Raw genomic sequence first — 23,795 nt, 5'->3', positions numbered from 1 at the left:
TAGCGCCGCCGGGTGAGGTCAGAGCGTGAGCAGCATCCGCACGTTGCCCAGGGTGTTCGGCTTGACGTGGGCGAGGTCGAGGAACTCGGCGACGCCCGCGTCGTAGCTGCGCAGCATGGCCGCGAACACCTCGGCCGACACCGGTGTCCCGTCGATCTCGGCGAAGCCGTGCCGTGCGAAGAACTGCTTCTCGAAGGTGAGCACGAACAGCCGCTCCAGGCCCAGCTCGCGCGCGCCGTCGATCAGCGCGGAGACGATCCGGTGCCCCACCCCGCGGCCCACCACCGACGGCGACACCGCCACCGTGCGGATCTCGCCCAGGTCCTCCCACAGCACGTGCAGCGCGCCGCAGCCGACGACCACGCCGTCGACCTCGGCGACCAGGAACTCCGGGACCGCCTCGTAGAGGGTGACGGTCTCCTTGGCGAGCAGGACGGTGCCCGCGTACTCGTCGACGAGCTCACGGATCCGGCGGACGTCGCGGGTGCGGGCGCGGCGGACGATCACGTCGGGGACCGGGGCGGGCACGGGGGCGGGCACGGCAGGAGAGCCTAGACCGGGGTCGCCGACGGCGCCGTCTACCCTGGTATTCGTGGCATCCCCCGAGACTGCGCCCCGGCGCGCCGCCCTGCTGACCCTGGGCTGCGCGCGCAACGAGGTCGACTCCGAGGAGCTCGCCGGCCGTCTGGCCGGGTCCGGCTGGGAACTGGTCGACGCCGAGGACGGCAGCCCCGACGTCATCGTCGTCAACACCTGCGGGTTCGTGGAGCAGGCGAAGAAGGACTCGATCGACACGGTGCTGGCCGCCGCGGACGTGGCACGTCCCGCCGGGGCGAAGGTCGTCGCGGTCGGGTGCCTGGCCGAGCGCTACGGCGCCGAGCTCGCCGCCGACCTCCCCGAGGCCGCCGCGGTGCTCGGCTTCGACGCCTACCCCGAGCTCGCCGAGCGGCTCGGCGACGTCCTGGGCGGGCACGCCCCGGCCCCGCACGTCCCCACCGACCGTCGCAAGCTCCTCCCCATCTCGCCGGTGGAGCGCCCGGCCGCGACCGCGGACGTCTCGGTCCCCGGGCACGACTGGGTGCCCGACATCGCGCGCACCCGCCTGTCCGGCGGGCCGGTGGCCTCGCTCAAGCTGGCCTCGGGCTGCGACCGCCGTTGCGCGTTCTGCGCGATCCCGAGCTTCCGCGGCAGCTTCGTGTCCCGCCCGCCGGCCGACGTGCTCGGCGAGGCCGCCTGGCTCGCCCGGCAGGACGTGCGCGAGCTGGTGCTGGTCAGCGAGAACTCCACCAGCTACGGCAAGGACCTCCCCGGCGGCACCCGCGCGTTGGTCGACCTGCTCCCGCAGCTCGCCGCGATCGAGGGCGTCGAGCGGATCCGGGTCGCCTACCTGCAGCCCGCCGAGCTCCGGCCCGACCTGCTGCGCGTCATCGCGACCACGCCGGGTGTCGCGCCGTACTTCGACCTGTCGTTCCAGCACGCGTCGGCGCGGGTGCTGCGCCGGATGCGCCGGTTCGGGTCGCGCACCGACTTCCTCGACCTCTGCGAGCGCATCCGCGCGCTGGCGCCGGAGGCCGGGATCCGCTCCAACGTCATCGTCGGGTTCCCCGGCGAGACCGAGGAGGACCTCGCCGAGCTGGAGGCGTTCCTGACCGGCGCCCGGCTCGACGCCGTCGGGGTGTTCGGCTACTCCGACGAGGACGGCACCGAGGCCGAGGGCTACGACGGCCACGTCGATCCGGCCGAGGTCAGGGCCCGCGTCGCGCGGATCTCGGCGCTGGTCGACGAGCTGATGGAGCAGCGCGCCGAGGAGCGCATCGGCACCGAGGTCGTCGTGCTGGTCGAGTCCGCCGAGGACGACGAGGACGACTGCACCGGCCGTGCCGCCCACCAGGGCCCCGACGCCGACGGCGAATGCACCGTCGTCGGGGCGGCGCAGGACGGCCCCGAGCCGGACTCGCTGCGTCCCGGTGACCTCGTCCGCTGCCGCGTCGTGGACACCGAGGGCGTCGACCTGCTGGTGGAGGCCCTCGAGCTGATCGACCCGAACGCACCGGCCGCCGCCGTCCCGGCGGCCTCCGCGGCCGGATGAGCTCGCACCCGGCCGGGGGCGCCGCCGGAGTCGGCGACCCGCCCCTGCTGAACATCGCGAACGCGCTGACGGTCCTGCGGCTGCTGCTCGTCCCGGTGTTCGTCGTCGCGCTGTTCGTCGGCGGCGGCGAGGACGTGGTGTGGCGGCTGGTCGCGTTCGCGGTGTTCGTCGTCGCGGCGGCCACCGACCGGCTCGACGGCCAGCTGGCCCGCAGCCGGGGGCTCGTCACCTGGTTCGGCGCACTGGTCGACCCGATCGCCGACAAGGCACTGATGGGCGCGGCCCTGATCGGGCTGTCGATCCTCGGTGTGCTGCCCTGGTGGGTGACGATCGTGATCGTCGTCCGCGAGCTGGGCATCACCGTGCTGCGCTTCGTCGTGATCCGCCGGCACGGCGTCATCCCGGCCAGCCGCGGCGGCAAGGCCAAGACCGTCGCCCAGACGGTCGCGATCGGGCTCTTCCTCCTGCCGCTGCCGGAGCTGCTGGGCCCCGGCACCGCGGCCGCGACGGCCGTGCTCGTGCTCCAGTGGGCGGTGATGGCCGTCGCGCTGGTGCTCACCGTGGTGACCGGCGCCGACTACGTCCGCAAGGCCGTCCGGCCCCGGGCCGCCTGACCTGCGGGGACGATCCGCGGCCCGTGCGGCGTTGAGGTGTTCGCCGTGGGCGTACAGCGTCCCTGCGCCCAGGGACCGGAGAAGTCGGTACGGTGAGACATCACCGGATGTCCGGGGAGCAGTCGAGGAGGGCACATGCTGCTGCGGGAAGCGATCGGCAGTGGGCTGCGTGAGGTGCGCACGGCGCGCCGGCGCACGCTGCGCGACATCTCGCGGGCCGCGCGGGTGAGCCTCGGGTACCTCTCCGAGGTCGAGCGCGGGCGCAAGGAGCCCTCCAGCGAGCTGCTCGCGGCGATCTGCGAGGCACTCGGGGTCTCCGTGCCGGACCTGCTGACCACCGTCGCCGCCGAGATGGCGACGGCGACGTCCGCCGCGGCCGCGAGCCGCCGCGACGACGTGCTCGTCCCGATCGGGCAGCGTCACGCCGAGCTGCGGCTGGCCGGACGGCCGGGTTCCGTGGTCGCCGCACCGGCGTCCTCGGGCGGCCCGGTGGCCTCGGCCGCCTGATCGCACGGGCGACCCCGGCCGACCGCTCCTGCGCGGTAGGGTGCGGGCAGACCGGCAGCGATGCCAGGATGGACAGGGCCGGAGGCCCGGTTCCGACCACGGGGGGAACGCGGGGTCGGTCCGGGGTCCGCATGCCCGCCGTGGTGGCGGGCACGGTCGCGAGCGAACGCAGGCGGAGGACGCGCAGAGATGGCCAACGGATTCACCAAGTTCTTCAGCTATCTGTCGGCCCTGTTCTCGTCGAAGGTCGACGAGCACGCCGACCCGAAGGTGCAGATCCAGCAGGCCATCGAGGACGCCCAGCGCCAGCACCAGCAGCTGTCGCAGCAGGCCGCGGCGGTGATCGGCAACCAGCGTCAGCTGGAGATGAAGCTGAACCGGCAGCTGGGTGAGATCGAGAAGCTGCAGTCGTCGGCGCGGCAGGCACTCGTGCTGGCCGACCAGGCCCGCTCCCAGGGCGACGAGCAGAAGGCCCAGCAGTACGAGCAGTCGGCGCAGACCTTCGCGACCCAGCTGGTGACCGCGGAGCAGGGCGTCGAGGACCTCAAGACGCTGCACGACCAGTCGATCGGTGCCGCCGCCCAGGCTAAGCAGGCCGTCGAGCGGAACTCGATGATGCTGCAGCAGAAGATCGCCGAGCGCACCAAGCTGCTCAGCCAGCTCGAGCAGGCCAAGATGCAGGAGCAGGCCGCGAAGTCGCTGCAGCAGATGAGCGAGCTGTCCGCGCCGCGCAACGCGCCCTCGCTCGACGAGGTCCGCGACAAGATCGAGAAGCGGTACGCCACCGCGCTCGGGTCCGCGGAGCTGGCCCAGAACTCGGTGCAGGGCCGGATGCTGGAGGTCCAGCAGTCGACCACCGACATGGCCGGCATGTCGCGGCTGGAGCAGATCCGGGCGTCGATGTCCGGGGCGCCGATCGCCGGTGGCCAGCAGGCTCCGCAGGTCGGCCAGGGCGAGGCGACCCAGCAGCTGCCGTCCTCGCCGGCGCCGGCCCAGCAGCAGAACACCCAGAACCAGCAGCAGCCCGGCACCGCCTGAGCCGCTCAGCCGTTCCACACCGTCCGCCGCGGTCCCGATCCCGGGGCCGCGGCGGACGTGTGTCCGGGCCCGCCCGGGCCGGGCGACACGGCTCCGGGCACCTCGCCGGCTCCGGCCGTCGGTCGCGACGTGGCCGCGCGGTCAGGGCGTGCGGGCCGCGCCGGGCGGCGGCCGCCCGGGGGCGCCGCGACGCGGGCCGGTGCCGCGGCGCACCGGGCGCGGTGACGGCCCGGCCTGGCAGCGCGGGCACCAGTAGGTGACCCGGGCCCGGTGGTCGTCGCCCTGGTCGGCGGTGCGGATGCGGGTGCCGCAGCGGCGGCACGGCCGCCCGGCCCGCTCGAACACCCAGTGCGCCTCGCCCGCGGCCAGCGAGCCGGTCGTGGTCTGCTCCGGGCGGTCCTTGTTCGACGACAACAGCCGGCGCGACAGGTCGATGACCCCGGGCAGATCGGGCACGTCGCGGACCGGCACCCAGGGGGTGAGCCCGAGCAGGAAGCAGATGTCGTTGCGGTAGAGGTTGCCGAGGCCGGCCATGACCCGCTGTTCGAGCAGCACCAGCCCGAGCGGGTGGTCGGCGCGGGCGGTCATCCGGCGCAGCGCCTCGGCGTCGTGGGCGGGCCCCCAGGCCGGGTCGAGCAGGTCGGGCCCGAGATGCCCGACGAGGGTGTGCTCGTCGTCGGTGGGGAGCAGCTCCAGGTCGTGCAGGGCGAACCCGACCGCGACCCGGTCGGCGGTCTCCAGCACCGCGCGCGCCTCGTGCGCGACCCGGCGCCACCGCATGCCCGGCCGGTACAGGTGCCAGGAGCCGTCCATCCGGAAGTGGCTGTGCAGGCTGCGGCCGTCGTCGAACCGGGTGAACAGGTGCTTGCCGACGGAGACGACGCCGGTGACGGTCAGCCCGGCCAGGTCGTGCTCGACCAGCCGCGGGTGGCGCAGCTCGCCGCGCAGCAGCTCGTACCCGGCCAGCGCGGCGTGCAGCCGCTTGCCGGCCAGGTACACGGTGTCTCCCTCGGGCACGATCGCGACGCTACCCGGGCCCGCCGGGGTCGGCCCGGGCTCAGTCGACGACCAGGGTCCGCAGCTGCGGCCACACCTGCGACCACGGACGCGTCATGCCCTCGCCCAGCCAGATGCGGTTGCCGTCGCCGAGGTCGGCGACCGGTCGCAGTGTCACCCCGGTGGGCGCGAGCAGGCCGGGGTCCTTCCCGAGGAAGACCACGACGTCCCGGTCGTCCGGGGGCGGGTCGAAGTAGCCGTAGCTGCGGTTGCCGCTGTACCCGGGGGGCAGGCCCAGCGCGGGGTCGGCGGTGTCGACGTAGGCGGCGAAGATGTAGGAGTCGCCCACCACGACCGCACGGTCGCGCCGGTCCGGGGGCAGCCCGTCGCGCACCCGGGCGACCTCGGTGACGATCCGCTCCGGCACGGCGGGGTCGGCCGCGGCGACGCTCGCGGACAGCATCGTCGTGGCGAGGGCGACCGACAGCACCCCCGCGGGCCACGCCACCCAGGACCACCGTCGTCGCCCGGCCTCGCGCCGCTGCTGGAACCACACCGCACCGAGCGCGGCGACGGCGCCGTGCAGCCCGCACAGGTAGTAGGCGCGCCCCACGGTCACCGCGAACACGACCCACAGCAGCAGGAAGGTGACCGCCACGAAGCGGTAGGGCCGCAGCCGCGGCGCGGTGAACGCCGCGACCGTGCCGACCACCACGAGCACCGTGCCGAGCAGGCCGGCCAGCAGCAGCATCGCCACCGCGTTCGGGCCCGGCCCGCCGAACAGGATCGACTCCTGCGCGACGACCGAGGTCATCCGCAGCTGCGGCCAGCCGTGCACGGCCTGCCACACCAGCGTCGGCGACGCGATCAGCGCCCCGACCAGCGCGGCCCACCAGAACGCCGGCCGCCGCAGCATCGCCCGCGGCCCGGCCACGCCGATCGCGACCACCAGCACCGCGCCGAGCAGGATCACCTGGAACTTCGTCAGCGCGGCCAGACCGAGCAGCGGCCCGACGGCGAGGAGCAGCCGGTCGTCGCGGACCCGGGTCCAGCGGACCAGCAGCCACAGCAAGAGCGCCCACTGCAGCGGTTCGAGCGAGTACGGCGTCACGAAGTGCCCGAACATCGTCACCCACAGCCCGGTGGCCTGGGCGAGCGCGGTGAGCACCTGGGCCCTGCGGTCCCCGCCCAGCTCCCGGGCGATCAGCGCCGCGACGACGACCGCGCCGGCCGTCGACAGGGACGGCACGATCCGCAGCACCCCGTTCACCCCCGGCGCGAGGGCGTCGGCGAGCCCGGCCAGTGCCGGCGCGACCGGCGGCTGGTCGGCCGACCCCCAGCCCAGGTGGTGACGCCCGATCGCGAGCATCAGCGCCTCATCGAACCAGTACCCGCGGCCCAGCGCCCCCATCACGAGGTGGACAGCGGCCACCACCGCGGCGATGATCCCCACGGGCAGCCGCGCGAGCTGAGGGACGGCCGCGGGTGCGGCGTCGGAGTCCCGGACCGTGGTCGACGACGTCATGTGTCCCCCCGAGCGACGACGTGGGCGCCGTCGGTCCCGGGCCCGGCGCCATCAGACCCCGGCGGGTCCGTCCGGCGCAGCGGGCATCGGGTGGCCGACGATCGACTTCGGTCTACCGGCGGTCCACCCTCGGTCAGCCGCGCGGGGCACTGCGGGCGATCCGCAGCGCCCACAGCACCAGCGGGACCTGCAGCGGCAGCCGCCCCCAGCCGATCGCCCGGTACAACGGAGCCTTGCGGTTCCAGTGCAACGCCATCGACACGTTCGCCGGGAACACCGCCGCGAACAGCACGGCCGCGGCCCAGCCACCCGCACGCCGGGTCCGCGGATGCGCGACCGCCGCGGCGACGGCGCCCTCGGCGGCCCCCGAGGCGTAGGTCCAGAACCGGGGCTCACCGGGCAGGCTGCGCGGCACGATCGAGTCGAACAGCTCGGGCCGCACCACGTGCAGGACGGCGGCGGTGCCGAGCAGCCCCGCGAGTCCGACGGCGAGGCGCCGGTCGCGGGAGGAGGTGGCGGGGGAGCGACGGGTCATGACCGGGATGGTGCCACCCGGCCGGTCGGTCAGCCGATCGGCGCCGGGAGCCGGTCGACCTCGTAGGCCAGGCCGATCGTGTCGCCGGTGGCCGGGTCGTGCAGCTCCACCCGCCAGGCGTCGGCGAACTGGTCGACCCCCGCCTTCATCGCGACGGTCCCCGACAGCAGGACGGTGCCGGGCACCAGCCAGCCGCGCTCGCGCAGCACGTCGACCCAGTAGGCGGGCGGCAGCAGGGCTGCCAGCGTCGCGTCCTGCACGAGCGCCTCGGTGCCGTCGTGGTCGCCGCCGTGACGGACCCACGCGCGCAGGGTGATGTCGTCGAGCCGGTCGGCGACCTCCGACAGCCGCCAGGCCTTGCGGCCCAGGACGTCGAGACCGGCGTTCTTGCTCCAGGCCACACCGTGCACCTCCAGCGCGCGGTCGGTGTGGTCGCACGCGACGGTCAGCAGCGGGTCGGTGACGTCGTCGCCGACGACCAGCGCCCACTCCGCCTCGCCGGAGGTCCGGTCGTGCTGGGCGGGGACCCGGTCGGTCTGCGACGCCAGGTACGGCGAGACCGGGTACAGCGCGGGCACCGTGTCCGGGGCGGGCACGCCCAGCTCGGCCAGCTCCGCGACGTGCGCGGCGACCTCCTCCTGGGCGCGGCCGGCGTAGCCGGCGTTGAAGACCCGGTGGACCTCCACCGAGCGGGTGTCGCCGTCGGGCAGGGTCAGCTCGAGCGTCACGGGGGACCTCCGTCAGATGTGTACGTCGCGTAACCGATGCGCGCGAGGGTTGCGCACACACTGTGTATACAGCAAGTATGAGCCCCGTCCACCCCACCGCCCCGACCCCGGGAGCCCGCGATGACCTCGCCCTCCGCCTCCTCGTCACCACCGGTCGACCGCCGTGACCTGCGCAAGGCCTTCGTCGCGAGCCTCACCGGCACCTCGCTCGAGTGGTACGACTTCGCCGTCTACTCCGCGGCGGCCGCGCTGGTGTTCCCGGTGCTGTTCTTCCCGGCCGCCGACCCGGTGACCGGTCTGCTGCTCGCGTTCTCCACCTACGCCGTCGGCTACGTCTCGCGCCCGCTCGGCGGCGTCGTGTTCGGCAGGCTCGGCGACGTCATCGGCCGCAAGCAGGTCCTGGTCATCACGCTCGTGCTGATCGGCGTCGCGACGTTCCTCATCGGGCTGCTGCCGACCTACGGCACGATCGGCGTCGCGGCTCCGATCCTGCTGGTGCTGCTGCGCTTCGCCCAGGGCGTCGGCGTCGGCGGGGAGTGGGGCGGCGCGGTCCTGCTCTCCAGCGAGTTCGGCGAGCCGCGCCGGCGCGGGTTCTGGGCCTCGGCCGCGCAGGTCGGGCCGCCCGCGGGGAACCTGCTGTCCAACGGTGTCCTGGCCCTGCTCACCCTGCTGCTGACCGATCAGCAGTTCCTGGCCTGGGGCTGGCGGCTGGCGTTCCTGCTGTCGGCCGTGCTGGTGGCGTTCGGGCTGTGGATCCGGCTCAAGCTGGAGGACACCCCGGTCTTCCGCGCGATCGCCGAGTCCGGTGACCGGCCGTCGGCGCCGGTGCGCGAGGTGTTCACCGCCGAACGCCGCCCGCTGCTCGCCGGGATCCTCAGCCGGATCGGTCCGGACGTCAGCTACGCCCTGTTCACCGTCTTCGTGCTGACCTTCGCCACCACCCACCTCGGGTTCTCCCGGTCGGAGGTGCTCGGCGCGATCCTGATCGGCTCGGCGCTGCAGCTGCCCGCGATCCCACTTGCCGGGGCGCTCACCGACCGGTTCAACCGGCGCCTGGTCTACGGCGTCGCCGCGGTCGGGGGAGCGGTGTGGCCGTTCGTCTTCTTCCCGATGATCGCGGGCGGCTCGTTCGCGCTGCTCGTCGTCGGCATCGTCGTCGGGCTCGGCCTGCACTCGTTCATGTACGGGCCGCAGGCCGCGTTCGTCACCGAGCAGTTCTCGCCGCGGCTGCGCTACACCGGCAGCTCGCTGGCCTACACCATCGCCGGCGTGGTCGGGGGTGCCGTCGCGCCGCTGGCGTTCACCGCGCTGTCCGGCGGGTCGGGGAACTGGGTGCCGGTCGCGGCCTACCTGGCCATCGCCTGCGCGCTGACCGTCGTCGGGCTGGTCATCGGTCGCGACCCGGACCACGACGAGGACGAGGCCTACCTCGCCCTCACGCCCTGAGCAGCACGCGCAGGGTGAGCTGCAGGTGCTCGTCGATCGCCTCCGCCGCCGCGTCCGGGTCGTCGCCGGCCAGCGCCGCGACGATCCGGTCGTGCTCGGCACAGACCGCCTGCCGCCGGTCCTCGGTCCGGAACAGCGCGGTCACGCCCACCCGGCGCTGGCGCACCCGCAGCCCGGCGTAGGTCCGCGAGAGCAGCGCGTTCCCGGTGGCGTCGACGAGTGCCTGGTGGAAGACCATGTCGAGCTCGATGAACTCGGCCGGGTCCCCGCCGGCGCCGGCGAGCTCGCGCTGCCGGTCCAGGGCCGCGTTCATCGCCTCGAACGGGACACCGTCGGCGCCCATCGCCGCGCGCGCCGCGTGCTTCTCCAGGACCCCGCGCAGCTCCATCAGCTCGGAGATCTGCCGGCCGGTCAAGGGCGGCACGTAGGCGCCGCGACCGGGCAGCATCTCGACCAGGCCGTCGGCCACGAGCAGGAGCAACGCCTCACGGACCGGGGTGCGCGACACCCCGATCCGGCCGGCGAGCTCGTTCTCGTTGAGGAACGTGCCCTGCACCCGCGGGTCCACCAGGACGGTCTCGCGCAGGTAGTGCAACGCGCGGTCGCGACCGGACTCCCGTGACGTCGGCATACGACACGTATACACCGAACCATCCCAGGAGACGCCATGCGGATCGCCCTCGTCCAGATCGCCGCCACCACCGACCCGGCGGAGAACCTCGCCCTGGTCGCCGACGGCGTCGCCGGTGCGGCCGCCCGGGGCGCGCGGCTGGTCGTGTTCCCCGAGGCCACCCAGTGCCGCTTCGGGGTGCCGCTCGGCCCGGTCGCCGAGCCCCTCGACGGCCCCTGGGCGTCCCGCGTCCGCGGGATCGCCGCCGGTGCGGGGGTCACCGTGGTCGCCGGGATGTTCACCCCCGCCGACGACGGCCGCGTCCGCAACACCCTGCTCGTCACCGGCCCGGGCGTCGAGGAGCAGTACGACAAGATCCACCTGTTCGACGCGTTCGGGTTCGCCGAGTCCGACACGGTCGCCCCGGGGGACCGGCCGGTCACGGTCACCGTCGACGGCGTCACCGTCGGCCTCGCGACCTGCTACGACCTGCGGTTCGCGGGCCTGTTCCAGACCCTCGGCGACGCCGGGGCGCAGCTCGTCGTCGTGCCCGCGTCCTGGGGCGCGGGGCCGGGCAAGCGCGAGCAGTGGGAGCTGCTGGTGCGCGCCAGGGCCCTCGACACGACGGCCTTCGTGGCGGCCTGCGACCAGGCGGACCCGGAGGCGGCCGGGCGCCCGGTCCCCGGTGGTGGCGCCCCGACCGGGATCGGGGCGAGCACGGTCGCCGGCCCGACCGGCTCGGTCGTCGCGGCGCTGGACGCCGCACCGGGGACCCTGCTCGTGGACCTCGACCTCGACGCGGTCACCGCGGCCCGCCGGGCGATCCCGGTCCTGGCCAACCGGCGGTACTGACCCCGGGTCCGCGGTGTCGCCGGTCAGGCCCGCAGCCGCAGCCCCTTCGGCGTCACCCGGAACCCGGCCTCGGTGAGCACTTCCGACAGTGCCGAGGTCAGCGAGTCCTGTCCGTCGGCGCGCTCGACGGCGAGCGACCCCAGCCAGCCCTCGTGCACCGCCCCGGCGAGCGACTCCGCCCCGGCGCGCAGCTCGTCACGGTCCTCGGTGAACGACAGCAGCGACTTCCCGCCGCGTTCGACGTAGAGCGCGGGCGCCCCGTCGACGAGGGTGACCAGGGCCCCTGCCTTGCGACCGGGGCGGTGCCGGGTCTCACCGGTCGTGTCCGGCCACGGCAGGGCGGCGCCGTAGGGCTGGGCGGGGTCGGTGGCGGCGAGCACCACCCGGGACAGCTCGCGCCACGCCTCCCGCGGCGCCTGCGGGCGGCGACCGGCGCCCCCGTCGAACTCGGCGTGGCGGCCGGCGCCGCCGAGCCCGCCCAGGCTGCCGCGCAGGTCGTCGGGCACCCCGGCGTACGGGTCGTCGCACATGGGGAGTCCCGCCGCGTCGCCGCAGAGGTCGTCGGGCAGGGGCTCGACGTCCCCGGCCCGGTCCACGGACCCGGCCGTGCCGGCGGACCCGGTGCGGTCGGTGGGGTCGGTGACGACCGCGCCCGGCCCGGCACCGAGACGGCGCGGACCGGTCGGCGGGGCGGGGGCCGGGCCGCCCTCGATCCCGGCGAGGGCGCGGACCCGGTCGATCGCACCCGGCACCGCGAACTGCGCCGCGCCCAGCCCCTCGACGATGTAGCCGCGTCGGCACCGGCCGGACTCCTCCATCGCCCGGAGCACCTTGTAGACCGCGGCGAACCCGCCCGTGACCCGCTCGGTGCCCAGCGCGCCCCGGGTCAGCACACCGTGACGCTCCAGGAACGCCTCCGCGGCGGCGTGCGCACGGCGGGTCGGGTCGGGCTCGCGCGGCACCGCCACCGACCAGCGCCCGCCGACCGACGGCGGCCCGGTCCGGCTGGGCATCGACGGCCGCCCCGCACGCAGCTGTGCGTAGCGTCCGCGGGCCGGTCGCCGCGCCGTGCGATGCGCCCCGCCCTGCCGCCCGGAGGCGCCCCGTCGCGAGCCGCCCCCGGACAGCCGGGCCCGCAGCGGGCCGAGCGTGTCGTTGGTGAGCGCACCCGCCCAGACCAGGTCCCAGACGGCGGCGACGACGTCGTCGTCGGAGGGAGCCGGCTCGTCCTGCTCGGTCAGCAGGACCCCGGCCCGGGTCGCGAGCTCGCGGAAGAACAGTGCACCGCCCCCGGAGTCCGGCGCCGCCCCCGGGTCGGTCAGCGCGGCCGGGTCGGTCAGCCCGAGCGTGGCCAGCACCGCGGTGTGCAGCGGGGTGCCCGCGGTGTCGAGGTCGGGGGCGGGCAGCAGCAGGTCCGCCACGTCGGCCGGGGTCAGCGCGAGCCAGCCGTCCTGCCCGGACAGCGCGCCGCACCCGACCCAGGTCACCTCACCGGCGGCGGTCAGCTCGTCGAGCAGCGCGGGGGTGTAGCCGGGCAGCCGGGCGGGCAGCACCAGCGACTCGACCGCGCTCGCCGGCAGCGGCGCCCCGGCGAGCTGCTCGACCACACCGAGCACGTCCTCCGCCCCCGGTGCACGGCGCACCCGGCCGCGCCGCTCGGAGCCCGACCGCACCTGCACGCCCTGCCACTGCGGCAGGAACCGCCCCAGCGCCCGCTGCTCGACGGGCTCGACCTCGTGCCGCAGCTTCGCCAGCGACGCGCGGCGCAGCCGGCGCAGCACCTCGGCGTCGCAGTACTCCAGATCGCCGCCGGATCCGGCGGGCACCGAGGCCTGCGGACGCAGCTCGCCCTTCATCAGCCGCCCGGTGCCGGTGAGCCGTTCCAGTACCCCGCCGACCACGGCCACTCCCAGCCCGAAGCGACGGGCGAGCTCGGCGGCGGTGAACGGTCCGTGCGTGCGTGCCCAGCGCAGCACGAGGTCACCGAGCGGGTCGGGCACCGGCTCGGTGAAGGCCTCCGGCACCCCGACCGGCAGCGCGGTGCCCAGCGCGTCCCGGATGCGCCCGGCGTCCTCGATCGCGATGAAGCGCTCCTCACCGGCGATCCGCACCCGCAGCGCCCGGCGGTCGCGCTCCAGCTGCGCCAGCCACGCCGGGTCGACGCCGCGGGCCCGCCCGTCGGCCTCGGACAGGTCACCGACGAAGCGGAGCAGGTCCGCGGCACCCTCCACGTCACGGGCGTGCCGCTCCGGGTCGGTGCGCTGCAGCTGCCCCTCGATCTCGGCCAGCATCTCCGGGTCGAGCAGCTCCCGGATAGCCTCGGAGCCGAGCAGCTCCGCCAGCAGAGTCGAGTCCAGCGACAGGGCGGCCGCGCGGCGCTCGGCCAGTGGCGCGTCGGCCTCGTAGAGGAACATCCCGACGTAGCCGAACAGCAGGCTGCGCGCGAACGGCGACGGCTGCGCGGACTCGACCTCGACGACCTTGACCCGGCGCGCGGCGACGTCGCCCATCAGCTCGCGGAGCCCGGGCAGGTCATAGACGTCCTGCACGCACTCCCGCATCGCCTCCAGGGTGATCGGGAACTGCTCGAACTTGCCCGCCACGCCCAGCAGCTGTGCCGAGCGCTGGCGCTGCTGCCACAACGGGCTGCGGCGACGCGGGTCGCGGCGGGGCAGCAGCAGCGCCCGCGCGGCGCACTCCCGGAACCGGGAGGCGTAGAGCGCCGAGTTCCCCAGCTCCGCGACGACGATCTGCTCGATCTCGCCCGGTTCCAGCAGCACGTCCTCGGCGCTCGGGACGACCTCGGTGCCGTTGTCGTCGACCGCGTCCGGCAGGCGCAGGACGATCCCGTCGTCCGCGCCCGACGCGCTCACCTCGACCCCGCGTCGCTCCCGCATCCGGGCCGCGATCGCCAGTGCCCACGGCCCGTTGACCTGAGCACCGAACGGCGAGTGCACGACGAGGCGCCAGTCGCCCAGCTCGTCGCGGAACCGCTCCACCAGGATCGTGCGGTCGCTCGGCACGTGCCGGGTCGCCTCACGCTGCTCGCGCAGGTAGGACAGCAGGTTGTCGCAGGCCCACACGTCGAGTCCGGCCGCGGTGGCGCGCTCGCGGGCCTCGGCGTCGGCCAGCCCGGACATCTCGCGCACGAACGCGCCGACCGCCCGGCCCAGTTCCAGCGGCCGACCGATCGACTCGCCCTTCCAGAACGGCATCCGGGCGGGCACCCCCGGCGCCGGGGTGACGATCACGCGGTCGTGGGTGATGTCCTCGACCCGCCACGACGAGGTCCCCAGCAGGAACGTGTCCCCGACGCGGGACTCGTAGACCATCTCCTCGTCGAGCTCACCGACCCGCGACCCGGCGCCGTCCGCGCCGCCCGGGGTCATCACGGTGAACAGGCCGCGGTCGGGGATGGTGCCGCCGGACGTGACGGCGAGGCGCTGCGCGCCCGGGCGCCCGCGCAGCTCGTCCGTGACCCGGTCCCAGGTGATGCGGGCGCGCAGCTCGCCGAACTCCTCGGACGGGTAGCGCCCGGCCAGCATGTCGAGCACCGAGTGCAGCGCGGAGTCCGGCAGCGCCGCGAACGGGGCCGCCCGACGGATCGTCGCGGCCAGGTCGGACAGCCGCCACGACTCCATCGCGACCATCGCGACGATCTGCTGGGCCAGGACGTCTAGCGGGTTCCGGGGATAGCGGGTGGACTCGATCGACCCGGTCGTCATCCGTTCGGCGACGACGGCGCAGGACACGAGGTCCCCGCGGTACTTCGGGAACACGACACCCTCGGACACCGCGCCCACCTGGTGCCCGGCGCGCCCGACCCGCTGCAGCCCGGACGCGACCGACGGCGGTGCCTCGACCTGCACGACCAGGTCGACCGCGCCCATGTCGATGCCCAGCTCCAGGCTGGACGTCGCAACGACGCACGGCAGAACGCCGGACTTCAGCTCCTCCTCGACCAGGGTCCGCTGGTCGCGCGACATCGACCCGTGGTGGGCCTTGGCGACCGTCGGTGCGGCACCGCCACCCACCCCGGACTGCCCGACCGCCTCGGCCGGGAACGCACCCGGCGCGGCGTCGAGGTCGGCGGCCTCCTCCAGCGCGGCCTCCTCCAGCGCGGCGGCCTCCTGCTCGGCGGCGAGCTCGTTGAGCCGGGAGGTCAGCCGCTCGGCGAGCCGGCGGGAGTTGGAGAACACGATCGTCGACCGGTGCTCGCGCACCAGACCGAGCAGCCGTTCCTCGACGGCGGGCCAGATCGAGGGCTTGCGCGCGGTGCCCGCGGCGGACCCGACGACCTCCTCGTCGGTGCTGCCCGGCGCGGGCCGCTCGTCGAGCGCGGCCAGGTCGGGCACCGGGACCTGCACCTCGACCCGGATCGTCTTCGGGATCACGGGCTGGACGACCTCGACCGGGCGCGTACCGGACAGGAACGTCGAGACCTCGTCGACCGGGCGCACGGTCGCCGAGAGCCCGATCCGCTGCGGGGTGGCCTCGGTGATCTCCTCGAGCCGTTCCAGCGACACCGCCAGGTGCGCCCCCCGCTTCGTGCCGGCGACGGCGTGCACCTCGTCGAGGATCACGGTCGTCACCCCGCGCAGCGACTCCCGCGCGGCCGAGGTGAGCAGGAGGAACAGCGACTCCGGAGTGGTCACCAGCACGTCCGGCGGGGTGCGCTGGAACTGGCGCCGCTCGTCGGCCGGGGTGTCGCCGGTGCGCATCCCGACGGTGATGTCCGGCACCGGCTCGTCGAGCCGCTGCGCGGCCTGGCGGATGCCGGTCAGCGGCGAGCGCAGGTTGCGCTGCACGTCCACGGCCAGGGCCTTGAGCGGGGAGACGTAGAGGACCCGGCAGCGCTGCTTGCGCTCGGCGGGCGGTGGCGTCGCCGCGAGCCGGTCGAGCGCCCAGAGGAACGCGGCCAGGGTCTTGCCGGACCCGGTCGGCGCGACGACCAGGGCGTTGCGCCCGGCCTGCGCCGCGGACCAGGCGCCCTCCTGGGCCGCGGTGGGCGCGGCGAAGGCCCCCTCGAACCACTGGCGGGTGGCGGGGGAGAAGCCCTCGAGTGCGGTCACGCCGACCATCATGCGGGTGGGGTCCGACAGTCACCCGTCGGACCGGGCGTGACCTGCGCTCTCAGCGCGCGGCGTCCGCCCGGGTACGGGGCCAGACCTCCGCGGCGTCCTCGGCCGGGAACTCCGCGACGACCGCCGCGATCGTCCAGACCATCGACGCCAGGAAGTCCACGCCCAGCGCGTCGACGTAGTGCGAGGTCTCGCGGGCGTCGGCCGGGTCGACGAGCGGGGCGATGGTGTAGCGCGCCCGGGCCGCGTAGCGCGGACCCAGGTTCTGCCCGATCCAGGCCAGCGCCCGCTCGGAGCGGTCGTCGTGGTCGACCAGCGCGGCGCGGGCGGCGTCGTACCAGTCGGCCAGCACGAGGAAGGCCAGCGACCAGCCGGGCGGCGTGGCGTCCGGCGGCATGTCCCGGTCGACCGCGGTCAGCCGGCGCACGGCGAACCGGGCCGGATCCGGCCCCGGCGCGGCGAGCGTCTCGCGGACCGCCCCGGCCAGCACGTCGGACACCATGCGGTAGGCGTTCTGCAGCTCCGCGTCGTCCGCGCCCGCCGACCTGCGTGCGTTCGGGGTCGTCCCCGCCATGTCCACCGTCCTCCGCTCGTGTGGCCGGGCCGGAGCGTAACGCCCTGGCGCACGGCGACCGTCGCACGGCAGCATCCGTCCGTGACCGCCGCACCCGACGCCGTCTCCCCGCCCCAGGACCTCGCGCAGCCCCGGCTGCTGGCGGTTCTCGCGATGGTGCAGGTGCTCGGCGGGACGGCCGTCGCGACCTCGATCGCCGCGAGCTCGCTGGTCGCCTCCCGGCCGTCCGGCTCACCGGCGGTCGACGGCGTCGCGTGCGTTCGGCCGGTGCGGGACGCCCGGCGGCGGGCTGAGCCGGACCCTCAGCGACGGCGCTGGTGGAGCCACCAGCGCACCAGCACGACCAGCGCGGACAGCAGCGCGAGCAGGGACACGATCTGCCACGCCAGTGGCGAGCCGATGCCGGTCGTCGCGAGGACCTCGTCGGCGACGTCGACCGGGACGGTGGCGAGCAGTTCGGACATATCACCCAGGCTACCTGCTCCGGGGCGTCATCGGGCGGACGCCGCACGGAACGGGTGACCCGTCTACCCTCGCGGACGTGCGACTGAGCCACTTCCGGGAACTGATGGAGGGCGAGTTCGGGCCGGTGCGGGCGGCGTCGCTGTCCCGCGACCACGTCTTCTCCGAGCTCGGCGGCCGGACCGTCGAGCAGGCGATCGAGGCCGGCGTCGACCTGCGCCGGATCTGGCGCGCGGTCTGTGCGGCCTACGAGGTCCCACCCGCACGGCGGTAGCGGCGCCCCGGGCGGTCGTGCTGACCGCTCGGCTCCCGTGGGCGCCCGGTCGGCGTGTCGCGGTGTCGGGTCGAACGCGTGTTCGTCTACGGTTCCGGCAGGGCTTGCGGTACCGGTCCTGCGGCGTGGTGTCGGACGAGTTGTCCACAGGCGCCGATCCGGGCCCGAAACTGTCAGGGGTACCCCATACCGTTGTGGTGTGCCTCCCCGAAAGACACCAGCAGGACCCGACCGTCGACCACCAGCGAGGAGTCAAGAGATGTCCGCTCCGGACCGCGGCAAGGCGCTCGAACTCGCCCTCGCCCAGATCGAGAAGAACCACGGCAAGGGATCGGTGATGCGCCTGGGCGACCAGGCCCGCGTCCCGATCAGTGCCATCTCCACGGGCTCCATCGCGCTCGACGTCGCGCTCGGCGTCGGGGGCATCCCGCGCGGCCGCGTCGTCGAGATCTACGGCCCGGAGTCCAGCGGTAAGACCACGGTCGCGCTGCACTGCGTGGCGAGCGCGCAGGCCGCGGGCGGTGTCGCCGCGTTCATCGACGCCGAGCACGCGCTCGACCCGGAGTACGCCAAGGCGCTCGGTGTCGACACCGACGACCTGCTGGTCTCCCAGCCGGACACCGGTGAGCAGGCGCTGGAGATCGCGGACATGCTGATCCGCTCCGGCGCGCTCGACATCATCGTCATCGACTCGGTGGCCGCGCTCGTGCCGCGTGCCGAGATCGAGGGCGAGATGGGTGACAGCCACGTCGGTCTGCAGGCCCGGCTGATGAGCCAGGCGCTGCGGAAGATCACCGGTGCCCTCAGCAACTCCGGCACCACGGCGATCTTCATCAACCAGCTGCGCGAGAAGATCGGCGTGATGTTCGGGTCCCCGGAGACCACGACCGGTGGTAAGGCACTGAAGTTCTACGCGTCGGTCCGCATGGACATCCGCCGCATCGAGACGCTGAAGGACGGCACCGACATGGTCGGCAGCCGGACCCGGGTCAAGGTCGTGAAGAACAAGGTGGCTCCGCCGTTCAAGCAGGCGGAGTTCGACGTGCTCTACGGCGTCGGCATCTCCAAGGAGGGTTCGCTGATCGACGTGGGCGTCGAGCAGGGGATCATCCGCAAGTCCGGCGCCTGGTACACCTACGAGGGCGACCAGATGGGGCAGGGCAAGGAGAACGCCCGCAAGTTCCTCAAGGAGAACCCGGACGTCGCCGCCGAGGTCGAGAAGCGCATCAAGGAGAAGCTGGGGATCGGCGCGGTCGTCGACGCCGAGGAGACCAGCCCGGTCGAGCCCCTCCCGGCCCCGGTCGGCTTCTGAGCGTGACCGGCGACCACGACGGGTCCGGAGGCACGTCGGGACGGGACGGTGCGGAGCCGACCGGGCCCCGCACCGTCCCGCTCGACGACCTGTTCGGCGTGACCCCGTCGGGTCCCGACGTGCCGGATCCGCCCGCGATCCGGACCGTCGACCCGACCGGCGCCGAACCGGGGGAGCCCGCTGCGGAGCCCCCGGCCGTCCCCGGGTGGGACGCGAGTCCGCACCAGGTCTCGTTCGTGACGCTCAGCGGCGCCGACGGGGCCACCACGGCGATCACCGACCCGCCGGCGACGGCCCGGCCGACGGATCCGTCGGCCGACGCTGCGACGGACGGGGTGGCGGAGCCCGCCCCGGTCCGCAGGCTGACCTTCGACGACCCCGTTCCCGGACCGGGAGCGGACGGCGGTGGCGACGGATCCGGTGCGCCCCGCGTGGTCTCGTTCGAGGAGCTGTCGGGACGGGGCACACACCGCGGCGGAGCCCGCCGCGACCGTGCGACCCGCCGCGACCGTGCGACCCCGCGCCGGCGCCCGACCACCGCAGCGGCCGTGACCGGTGGAGACACAGCGGCGGCCACGACCACTCCGGACACCGTGGCCGACCTGTCCCGGAGCGCCGGACCTGCCGGGCCGGGCACCGAAGCGACGGGCACCGGGGAGACGGGCACCGAGAAGACGGGCACCGGGGAGACGGGCGCCACCTCCCGTGGCCGTCGTCGTGGTGAGGGTCGTGGCCGGGGGAGCCGCCGGAGCGAGGAACGCACCCCGCGCGTCGAGACACCGCAGGAGCAGGAGAGCCGCGCCCGCGACATCTGCCTGCGCCTGCTCACCGACCGCGCCCGCACGGTCAAGGAGCTCGGCGACGCGCTGCGTCGCAAGGAGATCCCCGACGAGGTCGCGCACCGCGTCCTCGAGCGGTTCGACGAGGTCGGCCTCGTCGACGACCAGGTCTTCGCCGAACAGTGGGTCCGGTCCCGGCACCGTCACCGCGGCCTCGGCAAGCGGGCGATCGCGATGGAGCTCCACCGCAAGGGCGTCGACCGCGAGATCGCCGACGAGGCACTCACCGGGATCGACGACGCCTCCGAACGCGACCGGGCCCGTGAGCTCGTCGTGCGGCGGTTGCGGAGCCTGCCCGTCGGGAGCCGCGAGGAGCGGCAGTCCAGTGCCCGCAAGCTGGTCGGCATGCTCGCGCGCAAGGGCTACGGCCCCGGGGTCGCCTACGGGGTGGTCAAGGAGGAGATCGCCGCCGCCGGTGCGGACGCCGACGAGCTGGGCGAGGCCCCACCCGAGGACTGACCCGTCCCCGGCGGGATCCGCCGACCGGTCACGACCGCAGGTACCAGGCGAACCAGTCGCGCATCGTCGGCGTGAGGTAGTGGGTCGGCGGCACCTGCTCGGCCGGGAACAGCGGGAACCCCTGCGGGGCGTGCCCGGGCCGGTCGTGGAAGTAGGTCCCGCTGACCCAGGCCGGGTTGATGTCCAGCTCCATGCCGCGGACCACCCCCGCGTCGGCGAGCAGCCTGCCCAGCGTGCACACCGACAGTGCCGGCCCGGCGACGTAGACCTCGGTGCCGTCGGCGGTCACACCGAACCCGGAGCGGTGGACGAACGCGTTCTGCCCGATCGTGCTGCCCCACTCCGCGGTGCCGCCCGTGGCGCACGTCGGGTTCACCGCGCCGTCGTCGACGAGCGGGAGCAGGTTCTGCCGCACGCTCGCGACGTCCGGCCCCATCCCGACCTCGGTGCCCCAGGCCCCGACGTCGGCCCGGCCGTCGGTGTGCAGGACCAGGCTGGCCTTGCCGGGCAGCAGCGGCGCGACCGTACGGCCCTCGGCGTAGTAGCCGTTGTGACTGGGGTCGGACAGCTTGAACCCGCCGTTGAACGCCACCGCCACCCCGTCACCGGCCCGTCCGGCCAGCGACGTCGACGCACGCCAGTGCCCGGCCGGCTCGCCGACGCCCGGATGCAGGGTGCCCCGCACCAGCGCGGGATCCATCCGCAGCACCCCGGCGAGGTAGGAGGTGTGGGTGTCGTCGACCCGCAGAGTGGTCACCTGCACCGCGGGCCGCCCCTGGTCGGCGACCACGGTCTGCCACACGCCCTCCCCGGGCAGCGGGGCACCGGCCGCGACCGGGGCGAGCGGCGGTGTCGTCGCCGGGTCGGGCAGCGCACCCGGAGCCCGCGGGATCCCACCGGCCGGGGTACCGCCCTCGGACGGCGCGTCCGCGGCGTACTGGAGCTTCTCCAGGCTGGTCACCAGCCAGTTCAGCCCGTGGTCGCGGGCCCACTCGGCGGTCGCCTCGACCGGACCGGTTCCGGGGGGCGCGGCCAGGGTCACCGCGCCGATCCCGGCACCCGCGCCGCCGAGCAGCACCACGAGCACCGCCAGGACCGCGCCCGCCCGGCGCCGTCGCCGGCGTCGCCGCGAGTGCCTCGACGCCGGTGCGATCTCGACGGTGGTCTCGACCGCGCTCATCGCCGCACCGCCGGGCCCGGGGTCGCCCCGCCCCGCCCGCCGGTCGCCCCCTCCGCCGCCGTCGTACCCGGGGCCACGGCCCCCGGCGGGACCAGCGTCTCCAGCACCATGCGCCGTCGTCCTCCTGCGTCCTGGCGGCATGATCCGCCGCCGCGGTGGAGCCTTCCGGTCGTTGCGCAGAGCAACCACAGAGAACGCTGAGCGATCACTGAGAGTCGACGACCGAGCCACGGCGCGGAGAACCGGTCCTGCGTGCCGATCGGTGGTGTGCAGCGGGCGATTGCGTGCATAAGATGCCCGCCGAGCCGCAGTTCGTGATCGACGAACGGCGCGAGGTGTCGATCCCGGGAGGGTGTTCGTGAGGATCCGAGGACGAGTGGCCGGGGCCGCGCTGGCGGTGACGGCGCTGTTCGCAGTGGCGGGCTGCGGCGGGGGAGACGGGGGCGGCGGGACCGCCGCCCAGCCGAGCGGGCAGGCGCAGGGCGGCACGCTGACGGTGTTCGCCGCGGCGTCGCTGACCGGCACCTTCGGTGACCTGGAGAAGAAGTTCGAGGCCGCGAACCCCGGCACCGACGTGGTGTTCAACTTCGCCGGGTCCTCGGCCCTGGCCCAGCAGATCAACCAGGGCGCCCCGGCCGACGTGTTCGCCTCGGCCGACCAGAACAACATGACCAAGGTGACCGACGCGGGCAACGCCCAGGGGCAGCCCGAGGTCTTCGCCACCAACACCCTGCAGATCGCGGTCGCGCCGCAGAACCCGAAGCGGATCGCGTCGCTGCAGGACCTGACGAAGCCGGACCTGCGGACGGTGGTCTGCGCCCCGCAGGTGCCGTGCGGCTCGGCGACGGAGAAGGTCGAGCAGGCCGCCGGCGTGGACATCAGGCCGGTCTCCGAGGAGCAGGACGTCAAGTCGGTGCTGCAGAAGGTCACCACCGGCAACGCCGACGCCGGGCTCGTCTACCGGACCGACGTCACCGCGTCCGGCGGGCAGGCGCAGGGCGTCGACATCCCGCAGGCGTCGCAGGCGGTCAACCAGTACCCGATCGTCGTCCTGAAGAACACGAGGAACGCCGAGCTGGCGCAGAAGTGGGTGCAGTTCGTGAACGGCGACGAGGGCCGTCAGGTCCTCGGGGCGGCCGGCTTCGGCGCCCCGTGACCCCGGGTCAGGGCGCGGGGACCGAGACCCGTCCCACGAGCCAGGGGTAGGAGTCCGCCAGCGCCTGGGAGAACAGGTCGAAGTCGTGTCCACCTCCGGGCACGATCACCAGCCGGTTCTCCACACCGGCCCGGGTCGCCACCGCCGACAGGGTGCGTGCGGCGGCGGCCGGGTCGGTGTCGGCGTCGCCCGCCTCGAACCAGCCGGCGATCCCGGGGGCGCGGTTCGCGGCCAGCAGCGTCGCCGGGTCGTGCGCGGCGAACGCGGCCTGCGACCCGCCGAACAGCTCGGCGACGGTGTCCGGGACCCCGCCGTTGGAGTCCCCGACCCGCGGGCCGAGCAGCCCGGCGTAGTCGCCGAACGTGGCGAAGACCGTGGGGTGGCGCAGTGCCAGCATCACTGCGCAGCTGCCGCCCTCGGACAACCCCGCCACCGCCCACGCCGGTCCCGGTGGCCGGGTCCCGAACAGCCTGCTCACCACCCGCGGCACGTCGCGGGTCAGGTAGGTCTCGACCTTCGCGGTCGGGGTGTCGACGCACTCGGAGTCCGCGGTGTAGGTGCCGTTGACGTCGGGCATCACCAGGATCGGCGCGACCCCGTGGTGCTGGGCGGCCCAGGCATCGGCGACGTCGGCGGCGCCCCCGGAGTCCACCCAGTCCGCCGGGCGTCCGGGAGTCCCGTGCAGCAGCACGATCACCGGCAGCTGCGGCCGGGGTCGCTGGTACCAGGCGGGCGGCACCCACACGACCGCGGGCCGGGCCGCGAAGTGCGACGCCGTCCCCGGGATCGCGACCTCCACGACCTGACCGGCCGACGGGACCTTCCGGCTCAGCAGCAGCTGCGCGACCCCGATCCCCTCGGCCGGTCCGGTTCCGGCCACGTCACCGACGGTCCGGAGGTAGTCCAGCGCGGCGTTCACCCCGACCAGGGCGTTCGCCAGCAGCACCACCGCGACGACGCCCGTCGCGCCCAGCCGGGCGAGGATCCGCAGCGACCGGTGCCGGGACCGCCCGGCCCGCCGCACCCCCAGGACGACCGGCACGAGGACCACCACGCTGGCGAGGACGAACCCCGTCACGAACTGACGTGGGGGTCTGTAACGAGAACGGTGGTTCCGGCGATGTTGTCAGTAGTGCTCGGCGCCCGGCCAGCGGTCACCGAAAGTGATGGCGAAGGCGTTGAGGACTGGCTTCCAGCGCATCATCCATCGGGTGTGGCCTCGTCCGGTCGGGTCGAGGCTGCGGGTGACAAGGTACAGACATTTCATCGCGGCCTGCTCGCTGGGGAAATGCCCTCGCGCTCGGACCGCTCGCCGGTAGCGGGCGTTCAACGATTCGATCGCGTTCGTCGTACAGATCACCCTCCGGACCTCGATGTCGTAGTCGAGGAACGGCATGAACTCGGTCCAGGCGTTACGCCACAAACGTATCATCGCCGGATAGGCTCGCCCCCACTCGTCATCGAGATCATCCAGCGCGGCTGCAGCGGCATCGGCGGTGGACGCGGTGTAAATAGCTC

22 protein-coding genes are annotated in these 23,795 nt (G+C 74.5%); 10 read left to right on the top strand and 12 right to left on the bottom strand.

Translation table 11 applies throughout. The features are described from left to right. Positions 1 to 18 precede the first annotated feature (18 nt). The gene (locus FVA95_RS09550) at positions 19 to 540 is read right to left on the bottom strand and encodes an amino-acid N-acetyltransferase (protein WP_240051382.1); all 522 of its coding nucleotides are present in this window, start codon (positions 538 to 540) and stop codon (positions 19 to 21) included. A gap of 52 nt (positions 541 to 592) precedes the next feature. On the opposite strand from FVA95_RS09550, the gene rimO reads away from it, so the two are divergent. The 4 genes from rimO (at position 593) to FVA95_RS09530 (ending at position 4,248) form a co-directional block, all read left to right on the top strand. Beyond that, complete coding sequence (rimO, locus tag FVA95_RS09545) at positions 593 to 2,089, top strand: 30S ribosomal protein S12 methylthiotransferase RimO (RefSeq protein WP_149663879.1); 1,497 nt, start codon at positions 593 to 595, stop codon at positions 2,087 to 2,089. Beyond that, on the top strand, positions 2,086 to 2,703 hold the full coding sequence (gene pgsA / locus FVA95_RS09540) for a CDP-diacylglycerol--glycerol-3-phosphate 3-phosphatidyltransferase (RefSeq protein WP_149663878.1): 618 nt from the start codon (positions 2,086 to 2,088) through the stop codon (positions 2,701 to 2,703). The genes rimO and pgsA overlap by 4 nt, the downstream gene beginning before the upstream one ends. 135 nt (positions 2,704 to 2,838) lie before the next feature. Further along, positions 2,839 to 3,210, top strand: a complete 372-nt coding sequence (locus tag FVA95_RS09535) for a helix-turn-helix domain-containing protein (protein WP_020623215.1) — start codon at positions 2,839 to 2,841, stop codon at positions 3,208 to 3,210. 189 nt (positions 3,211 to 3,399) lie between these two features. Further along, a complete protein-coding gene (locus tag FVA95_RS09530) occupies positions 3,400 to 4,248 on the top strand; it encodes a PspA/IM30 family protein (RefSeq protein WP_075311258.1) in 849 nt (282 codons plus the stop codon). A gap of 141 nt (positions 4,249 to 4,389) precedes the next feature. Here FVA95_RS09530 and FVA95_RS09525 read toward each other — a convergent pair whose 3' ends face one another. From FVA95_RS09525 to FVA95_RS09510, 4 genes are all read right to left on the bottom strand, one after another. Then, entirely contained in the window at positions 4,390 to 5,265 is an 876-nt protein-coding gene (locus FVA95_RS09525) for a DNA-formamidopyrimidine glycosylase family protein (protein WP_149663877.1), read from the bottom strand. A 40-nt stretch (positions 5,266 to 5,305) separates the two neighbouring features. Further along, positions 5,306 to 6,769: a glycosyltransferase family 39 protein gene (locus tag FVA95_RS09520; RefSeq protein ID WP_149663876.1), complete on the bottom strand. Its 1,464-nt coding sequence runs from the start codon at positions 6,767 to 6,769 to the stop codon at positions 5,306 to 5,308. 133 nt (positions 6,770 to 6,902) lie between these two features. Then, positions 6,903 to 7,304, bottom strand: a complete 402-nt coding sequence (locus FVA95_RS09515) for a MauE/DoxX family redox-associated membrane protein (RefSeq protein WP_149663875.1) — start codon at positions 7,302 to 7,304, stop codon at positions 6,903 to 6,905. Positions 7,305 to 7,333: 29 nt separating this feature from the next. Further along, positions 7,334 to 8,032, bottom strand: a complete 699-nt coding sequence (locus tag FVA95_RS09510; protein ID WP_149663874.1) for a DUF2848 domain-containing protein — start codon at positions 8,030 to 8,032, stop codon at positions 7,334 to 7,336. A gap of 120 nt (positions 8,033 to 8,152) precedes the next feature. Here FVA95_RS09510 and FVA95_RS09505 point away from each other — a divergent pair, with 120 nt between their 5' ends. Next, positions 8,153 to 9,478, top strand: coding sequence for an MFS transporter (locus tag FVA95_RS09505; RefSeq protein WP_149663873.1), 1,326 nt, complete (start codon positions 8,153 to 8,155; stop codon positions 9,476 to 9,478). Here FVA95_RS09505 and FVA95_RS09500 read toward each other — a convergent pair. Then, a complete protein-coding gene (locus tag FVA95_RS09500; RefSeq protein ID WP_020622813.1) occupies positions 9,468 to 10,109 on the bottom strand; it encodes a GntR family transcriptional regulator in 642 nt (213 codons plus the stop codon). The two genes, FVA95_RS09505 and FVA95_RS09500, sit on opposite strands and share 11 nt — an antisense overlap. Before the next feature lie 36 nt (positions 10,110 to 10,145). Here FVA95_RS09500 and FVA95_RS09495 point away from each other — a divergent pair, with 36 nt between their 5' ends. Then, positions 10,146 to 10,940 carry a carbon-nitrogen hydrolase family protein gene (locus FVA95_RS09495; protein ID WP_149663872.1) on the top strand — a complete coding sequence of 265 codons (795 nt, stop codon included), beginning with the start codon at positions 10,146 to 10,148 and terminating at the stop codon, positions 10,938 to 10,940. A 23-nt stretch (positions 10,941 to 10,963) separates the two neighbouring features. Here the strand turns inward: FVA95_RS09495 and FVA95_RS09490 are convergent, their stop codons facing one another. The 3 genes from FVA95_RS09490 to FVA95_RS31485 form a co-directional block, all read right to left on the bottom strand. Then, positions 10,964 to 16,024 (bottom strand): ATP-dependent helicase, encoded by a 5,061-nt coding sequence (locus tag FVA95_RS09490; RefSeq protein ID WP_149663871.1) that lies wholly within the window; start codon positions 16,022 to 16,024, stop codon positions 10,964 to 10,966. Positions 16,025 to 16,073: 49 nt separating this feature from the next. After that, positions 16,074 to 16,595, bottom strand: coding sequence for a hypothetical protein (locus FVA95_RS09485; protein WP_149663870.1), 522 nt, complete (start codon positions 16,593 to 16,595; stop codon positions 16,074 to 16,076). Positions 16,596 to 16,897: 302 nt separating this feature from the next. Continuing rightward, positions 16,898 to 17,059, bottom strand: a complete 162-nt coding sequence (locus FVA95_RS31485; RefSeq protein ID WP_020624151.1) for a hypothetical protein — start codon at positions 17,057 to 17,059, stop codon at positions 16,898 to 16,900. Between the two features lie 77 nt (positions 17,060 to 17,136). On the opposite strand from FVA95_RS31485, the gene FVA95_RS09480 reads away from it, so the two are divergent. The 3 genes from FVA95_RS09480 to FVA95_RS33885 all read left to right on the top strand — a co-directional run bounded on the left by FVA95_RS09480 (position 17,137) and on the right by FVA95_RS33885 (position 19,941). Next, complete coding sequence (locus FVA95_RS09480; protein ID WP_043278601.1) at positions 17,137 to 17,331, top strand: DUF3046 domain-containing protein; 195 nt, start codon at positions 17,137 to 17,139, stop codon at positions 17,329 to 17,331. A 259-nt stretch (positions 17,332 to 17,590) separates the two neighbouring features. Beyond that, positions 17,591 to 18,643: a recombinase RecA gene (gene recA / locus FVA95_RS09475; RefSeq protein ID WP_149663869.1), complete on the top strand. Its 1,053-nt coding sequence runs from the start codon at positions 17,591 to 17,593 to the stop codon at positions 18,641 to 18,643. Between the two features lie 2 nt (positions 18,644 to 18,645). Beyond that, complete coding sequence (locus FVA95_RS33885) at positions 18,646 to 19,941, top strand: RecX family transcriptional regulator (RefSeq protein WP_161992246.1); 1,296 nt, start codon at positions 18,646 to 18,648, stop codon at positions 19,939 to 19,941. Positions 19,942 to 19,969: 28 nt separating this feature from the next. Here FVA95_RS33885 and FVA95_RS09465 read toward each other — a convergent pair whose 3' ends face one another. After that, positions 19,970 to 21,121, bottom strand: a complete 1,152-nt coding sequence (locus FVA95_RS09465; RefSeq protein WP_149663867.1) for a hypothetical protein — start codon at positions 21,119 to 21,121, stop codon at positions 19,970 to 19,972. A gap of 358 nt (positions 21,122 to 21,479) precedes the next feature. Between FVA95_RS09465 and modA the strand changes: the two genes are divergently transcribed. After that, positions 21,480 to 22,277 carry a molybdate ABC transporter substrate-binding protein gene (gene modA, locus FVA95_RS09460; protein WP_149663866.1) on the top strand — a complete coding sequence of 266 codons (798 nt, stop codon included), beginning with the start codon at positions 21,480 to 21,482 and terminating at the stop codon, positions 22,275 to 22,277. A gap of 7 nt (positions 22,278 to 22,284) precedes the next feature. On the opposite strand, the gene FVA95_RS09455 is transcribed toward modA, so the two are convergent. Continuing rightward, positions 22,285 to 23,355: an alpha/beta hydrolase family protein gene (locus FVA95_RS09455; RefSeq protein WP_149663865.1), complete on the bottom strand. Its 1,071-nt coding sequence runs from the start codon at positions 23,353 to 23,355 to the stop codon at positions 22,285 to 22,287. Positions 23,356 to 23,403: 48 nt separating this feature from the next. Further along, a partial coding sequence (locus tag FVA95_RS09450) for a transposase (protein WP_193564307.1) occupies positions 23,404 to 23,795 on the bottom strand: 392 nt, incomplete at its 5' end.

Origin of the sequence: Pseudonocardia sp. EV170527-09 (assembly GCF_008369905.1) — a bacterium.
Taxonomy (GTDB): domain Bacteria; phylum Actinomycetota; class Actinomycetes; order Mycobacteriales; family Pseudonocardiaceae; genus Pseudonocardia.
The sequence above is the reverse complement of the archived record's forward strand: the minus strand, read 5'-3'. Positions and strand labels throughout refer to the sequence as shown.